The organism is Mesorhizobium sp. (assembly GCF_024509055.1).
Lineage (GTDB): Bacteria > Pseudomonadota > Alphaproteobacteria > Rhizobiales > Rhizobiaceae > Mesorhizobium.
This window is the reverse complement of sequence record NZ_JANINM010000253.1, coordinates 1-2,567: the sequence shown is the minus strand read 5'-3', so window position 1 is coordinate 2,567 and position 2,567 is coordinate 1. Positions and strand designations below refer to the sequence as shown.

Below are 2,567 nucleotides of genomic sequence, written 5' to 3'. Positions count from 1 at the left end.
TCGGCTATACGATGGTCTACGGCATCATCGGCATGATCAATTTCGCCCATGGCGATATTTTCATGGTCGGCGCCTTCACTGCGCTCATCGTCTTCCTGATCCTCGGCGCGCTGTTCTATTCCGTGCCGGTGGTGATAGCGCTTCTGATCATGATGATCGTGGCGATGCTTCTGACCAGCCTCTACAACTGGACGATCGAGAAGGTGGCCTACCGGCCGCTGCGCGGATCGTTCCGGCTGGCGCCGCTGATCACGGCCATCGGCATGTCGATCGCGCTGTCGAACTTCGTGCAGGTCACGCAAGGGCCGCGCAACAAGCCGATCCCGCCGCTGGTCAGCAAGGTCTACACGATCGACGGCATCAGCATCTCGCTGAAGCAGATCATCATCGTGATCGTCACCGCCGTGCTGCTCGCGATCTTCTGGTATCTCGTCAATCGGACGGCTCTCGGCCGGGCGCAGCGCGCCTGCGAGCAGGACAGAAAGATGGCCGCGCTGCTCGGCATCGACGTCGACCGCACCATCTCCATCACCTTCATCATGGGCGCCGCCCTTGCCGCCGTCGCCGGCACGCTTTTCTTGATGTACTACGGCGTGGTGGTGTTTTCCGACGGCTTCGTGCCGGGCGTGAAGGCTTTCACGGCCGCCGTGCTCGGCGGCATCGGCTCGCTGCCGGGCGCGGTGCTCGGCGGGCTCCTGATCGGCTTCATCGAGAGCATGTGGTCAGCCTATTTCTCCATCGACTACAAGGACGTCGCGGCCTTCTCGATCCTGGCGATCGTGCTCATCTTCCTGCCCTCCGGCATTCTGGGCCGGCCTGAAGTCGAAAAGGTCTGATCCTCATGGCCGCTACCGTGTCCTCGGAGCGCGACGTCGTCGCTACTCCCGTGCAGCGCGCTTTGCGTGAAGCGCTCTATGCCGGCGCTATCGCACTCGGCCTGTTCGTGCTGTTCATCGGTCTCAGGACCGACCAGAACATCAACAACGAACTCATCCTCGTGCAGCGCTGGTTCCTGCTTGCCCTTGTGGTCGGCGCCGTTGCCGTCGGCCGTTTCCTCTATGTCGCCTACGCGGTTCCGGCGATGGAACGGTCGAAAGCCGAAAAAGCCAAGGCTCCCGCGGTCGTGGCGGCGGAGCCAGGCTTCCTGCGTCGCAACTTCAACAAGATCGGCGTCACCGGGCTGTTGCTGTATCCGGTGATAATCGTGCTGTTGGTCGGATTCCAGGGCTCGCTGAAATGGGTCGACAATTTCGGCATCCAGATCCTGATCTATGTGATGCTGGCCTGGGGGCTGAACATCGTCATCGGCCTAGCCGGGCTGCTTGATCTCGGCTACGTCGCCTTCTACGCCGTCGGCGCCTATGCCTACGCGTTGCTCGGCACGCATTTCGGCCTTTCGTTCTGGATCCTGCTGCCGGCCGCCGGCTGCATGGCCGCCTTCTGGGGCGTGATGCTCGGCTTCCCGGTGCTGCGGCTGCGCGGCGACTATCTGGCGATCGTGACACTGGCCTTCGGAGAGATCATCCGCCTCGTGCTGATCAACTGGCGCGAGGTGACCAACGGCTCGGCCGGCGTTTCCGGCATCCCCAAGGTCTCGTTCTTCGGCCTGATGTCGTTCAACGTGTCGGATCCGAACTACATCGCCAAGGTGCTGGGCATTGCCCAGTCGGGTGCCTACTACAAGATCTTCCTCTACTACCTGATCCTGGGGCTCTGCTTCCTCACCGCTTTCGTCACCATCAGGCTGCGACGCCTGCCGGTGGGGCGCGCCTGGGAAGCACTGCGCGAGGACGAGATCGCGTGCCGCTCGCTCGGCATCAACACCACCACGACCAAGCTGACGGCGTTTGCCACTGGCGCGATGTTCGGCGGTTTCGCCGGCTCGTTCTTCGCTGCCCGGCAAGGCTTCGTCAGCCCCGAATCCTTCGTCTTCCTGGAATCGGCGATCATCCTCGCCATCGTGGTTCTCGGCGGCATGGGTTCGCTGGGCGGCATCGCGGTCGCGGCGCTGGTCATGATCGGCGGCACCGAGATCCTGCGCGAGCTCGATTTCCTCAAGGCGGTGTTCGGCCCCGACTTCACGCCTGAACTCTACCGCATGCTGCTGTTCGGCATGGCCATGGTGATCGTCATGCTTTGGAAACCGCGCGGTTTCGTCGGCAGCCGGGAACCGACGGCCTTCTTGAAGGAGCGAAAAGCGGTCTCAGGCTCCTTTACGAAGGAGGGCCACGGCTGATGAACGCGCAAGTTTCCGCAAGCGACCTGATCCTGCAGGTCGAGCATCTGTCGATGAAGTTCGGTGGCCTGATCGCCATCGGTGACCTGTCCTTCCAGGCCAAGCGCGGCGAGATCACCGCGCTGATCGGGCCGAACGGCGCCGGCAAGACGACGGTGTTCAACTGCATCACTGGCTTCTACAAGCCGTCGGAGGGAATGATCACGCTCAACCGGCGTGACGGCTCGAGTTATTTGCTCGAACGCCTGGCCAATCACGAGATCCCGGCGCGCGCCAAGGTGGCGCGCACCTTCCAGAACATCCGCCTGTTCTCGGGCATGACGCTGCTGGA

Annotated in this window: 3 protein-coding genes; all 3 read left to right on the top strand. The window is 62.6% G+C overall.

What is annotated here, in order from left to right; genetic code table 11:
- Positions 1-836 (top strand): branched-chain amino acid ABC transporter permease LivH (locus Q0L57_RS12290; RefSeq protein ID WP_296742988.1); only part of this gene is annotated, 836 nt, incomplete at its 5' end.
- 5 nt (positions 837-841) lie between these two features.
- Complete coding sequence (gene livM, locus Q0L57_RS12285; RefSeq protein ID WP_296742986.1) at positions 842-2,236, top strand: high-affinity branched-chain amino acid ABC transporter permease LivM; 1,395 nt, start codon at positions 842-844, stop codon at positions 2,234-2,236.
- Positions 2,236-2,567 (top strand): ATP-binding cassette domain-containing protein (locus tag Q0L57_RS12280; protein WP_296742984.1); only part of this gene is annotated, 332 nt, incomplete at its 3' end. The genes livM and Q0L57_RS12280, both read left to right, overlap by 1 nt.